Below are 3,373 nucleotides of genomic sequence, written 5' to 3' on the forward strand. Positions count from 1 at the left end.
GACTATCGCTACGTTGCACCAGTGACACTTATTCCCTCCACATGCAACGCATGCCAATCCGTAAAACGGACACGCAGAAGCAGGCAAAGCTCGATCTATGATGCTTATTTGATGATTTAAAACACGGATTAACGAAGACTTATCATTTTGAGACTTGATCTAAACACTGTTTATTGTGAAAATAGAGTTCAGGTACCAGCCTTTGGTGAAATCATAACGGTCGCCAAACCTTATGATCTTCGTTATTCGATGGGTTAACATCAAATAACTGCGTACCGTAGAATTTACTGGAAAACCCCTCTAAGTTGCAAGGCTTAGGGGGGATTTTCTTTATAATTTACAATTACAAATTTACTTATCCTTATTTAAAGCAAATTTTCGCTTCTTAATCACAGTAATTGACTTTTCTTGTGAAGCTATATTTTGCTGAATAGCTACCTGCTTCATTTTTACTGGTAAAGTAATCTTTTCATCAGATTTGGGGCTAGATTCTTTAGGCTTTGAATCTGTTGGCTTTTGCAAAGTTGCTTCTTTATTTTTAATTTTTATATAAATTTTATGTACGACCGTATTGTGTTCTTTGATCTCCTTATTTTTACTCTTTATTTTTTTATATTGTTCTTTAAAGGGCGTTATAAAATTCTTAACCGTTGATAGCAGTACAGCTTCATCAGAGTGTATATCTGCTAATGTCTTTGGTGTTTCACTTTGTACAAAATCAATAAAATGTAAGGGAAATTTTTCAATAATCTCTGGAGTAGCAAAACTAACAAAATGATATCCGTGATAAGAAATTACAGCGTAATTTGTATCCTGTTTAATCGGATGTTTGATATATCCCTTTACTGTCGCTTCTCCTTGATCCAATAGCTTTTTTAGATAGAAATCCTTGATATGATTCTCTAAAACTCTACTTTTTCTATAAAAATTAATCTTATTGTTAATCTCTTCTCGCTCTTCTATTTCATCAACAATATCTAACTTATGACTAAATTCAACAAATTGAGCATGATGATATTCAGCAAGTTTAGAAGTCCAAATTAAGATTTGTCCAAGATTATCAGGCTTAATAATCTCAATATCGTTGAAATCAAGTTTTTTTATTAGTGCAAGTTCTTCATGCTTGAACTCTTTTCTTTCCAAACTTGAATGTTTCAACATAACAACTTCCTTAACCACGGCGTATCCTTCAAAAACTATAAAGTAAAAGCTCATTTGGTATGAATACCAAATGAGCTTTCTAATTAATCAATCAAACATTAAAACAAAAAAGGGAGGTCATACCTAATTAAGTACGTTTCAATGCCATAATATGGCGAACCATATCGTTAATATGTTGTTTTGTTTCATTATCTTGTGAACCTAACCATGTCACCACATCAGCATCAAAAGCCTTTGCTTGAGCGATGGCGTGACGTTCCTGTAATTTTTTCACAAAACTAGGTTTAACCAATGGGGCATTGGTAGGGTCAAAATTTTTATAGCGTTCTAATTCATTTTGCATTGCTGTACCTCCGCTTTTGGTGATGTGATGGTTCAAATGCAGTGATTATTCTCGCAACATCTCCACGTTCAACCCAAACCACTGTTAATAGTCTACCACGATTGCTTAAACCGACTGATATTAGTCGTTGTTCGTCATAGTGTCCTACATCATCAAAAGACATCAATGCAGGATCAAGGAAAATACTACAGACTTCTTCGAACGTAATTTCACGCCCTCTGTAGACTAAATCCATTTTTTGGTCATGCCATTCAAATAACAAGCCGTAATATTCAATCAATGGCATGATTACCCCTTTTCCTCTCGTAGAATTGAAATTAAGTAAGAATTTTCTTTTAGCATAAGAAATATTCTTATTATTTTGGGTCTATGACACAAAAATCGCCATTTTTTCCATATCCGCACTGCTTTTTCATCACTCGGACACACGGTTTAGATTCTCCATCAACTTTACAACTTCCAATATCAAACTGGATGCCTTGCTGTCTCAGGCTCTCGATCTGCGGGATATTGCCTAAAGGTTTGATATAAACACTAAACAGCCAAATGATACCAAGCATCAGAATGGCAAAGATGCCTAGAACAATGGTAATGAGCTTCCATGACAACTGATCACGGGCTGATTCAATTGAATTATTCAAGCGTCCAAGTGCTTTAGCGGTCTTAATAAGCTCCGCTGTACCCTCCTGTAAGCCCGTATTTAGCGATTTTGATACAGTATGGTGGGTCTGCCCAGCAATAGTGCTTTGAATGTGTTCTTTCGTGATTTGAAGCTCTTTAACGGCCTGATTGACGAGGTTCTGCTGTTGTTCTGCAACTGCCATTAGTGCATATAGCTTTTTTTCATCAGGTGTCATCGGCTCATCCCTCTAAACTTCATTGTTTTCTGTTGCTCTCTTTCTAATTTCTGCTGTTGTTTGTACTGTTCCAAAGCAAGCTGTTTAAAGCTGTCAAAATCAGCCTTAAAGCTCTCAATACCCTGTTTAATTTCTTTGTCTGAAATTGGGCTGTTTTTGAGGTCTTTCAGGTCTTGTTTGGGGTCGCCTAAGTCTAGTCGCTCAAGCTCTTTATAGGCTGTACGTGATTGTTGTAGGGCTTCCCTAATTTCAGGGTCTTTGGCTTGGCTTGGTAACAGTTTCTTTTCGGGTTCTTTCTCTATGCCTTGCTCTTTGTAGCTTCGCATATCAATACGGCTATCAATTTGATGTTTTTCTAAATGGCTGTTGCATAAATCCGCCCATCTTTGGCGTAGGTCTTTAATATCAATTTTTCGTTCCTGGTAACTCTTGCCTGTATTGTCTTTTTTAGCTCCGCCACGTTCAGGATTTTTGCTGTTATAGCGTTTGAAATATTGCTCTGGATCTCGTTCGATTCCATCTTGCAGACGTTCATTAAACATGAGATGCACGTGGGGCTGATCGTTGCCGTCCATTGCTTTAGGGTTATGAATCGCAAACTGATATGGATATTTTGAGCCGATCTCGGACTGAATGAACTCCTCAACCAGTTCTAGACGTTGTTTGGCATTCATCTCTCTAGGCAGGGCAATTTCATATTCTCGATAGGTACTGCCATTTTTGCGCTCGTAAAGGTCGGCTGCTTCCCAAAAGGTAATCGGATTATGTTCAGCCCATTTCGGCATATTCCCATAGGCACTATGTTCAAGGTCGGTTTCTGCCTGTTCTTGTTTCAGCTTTTTTTCTTCATCCCGATCAATATATTCGGCATGCGGTGCTGCTTTACCTGCCTTACCGACTTTGACACTTAAACGAGCAATCGCCATTAGGTCTTATCCTGTTCCTTTTTTCGGTTACGTTCTTTTTTAAACGCTCTTTGATCAAGTATCGAAGCCCACATCATAATGATGAT

Annotated in this window: 5 protein-coding genes; all 5 read right to left on the reverse strand. The window is 37.6% G+C overall.

All coding sequences use genetic code 11. The features are described from left to right. Nucleotides 1-351 precede the first annotated feature (351 nt). The 5 genes from FTV31_RS16005 to FTV31_RS16025 all read right to left on the reverse strand — a co-directional run bounded on the left by FTV31_RS16005 (nt 352) and on the right by FTV31_RS16025 (nt 3,287). Entirely contained in the window at nt 352-1,161 is an 810-nt protein-coding gene (locus tag FTV31_RS16005) for a hypothetical protein (RefSeq protein WP_108091266.1), read from the reverse strand. Between the two features lie 127 nt (nt 1,162-1,288). Beyond that, entirely contained in the window at nt 1,289-1,504 is a 216-nt protein-coding gene (locus FTV31_RS16010; protein ID WP_042087985.1) for a hypothetical protein, read from the reverse strand. After that, nucleotides 1,494-1,790, reverse strand: coding sequence for a BrnT family toxin (locus FTV31_RS16015; RefSeq protein ID WP_042087986.1), 297 nt, complete (start codon nt 1,788-1,790; stop codon nt 1,494-1,496). Before FTV31_RS16015 ends, FTV31_RS16010 begins: the two co-directional genes overlap by 11 nt. A gap of 70 nt (nt 1,791-1,860) precedes the next feature. Then, nucleotides 1,861-2,361, reverse strand: coding sequence for a hypothetical protein (locus FTV31_RS16020; protein ID WP_068550831.1), 501 nt, complete (start codon nt 2,359-2,361; stop codon nt 1,861-1,863). Beyond that, nucleotides 2,358-3,287 carry a MobA/MobL family protein gene (locus FTV31_RS16025; RefSeq protein WP_119065094.1) on the reverse strand — a complete coding sequence of 310 codons (930 nt, stop codon included), beginning with the start codon at nt 3,285-3,287 and terminating at the stop codon, nt 2,358-2,360. The genes FTV31_RS16020 and FTV31_RS16025 overlap by 4 nt, the downstream gene beginning before the upstream one ends. Between the last annotated feature and the right edge of the window lie 86 nt (nt 3,288-3,373).

The sequence above is a fragment of the Acinetobacter sp. YH16031 genome, from assembly GCF_013417335.1.
Taxonomy (GTDB): domain Bacteria; phylum Pseudomonadota; class Gammaproteobacteria; order Pseudomonadales; family Moraxellaceae; genus Acinetobacter.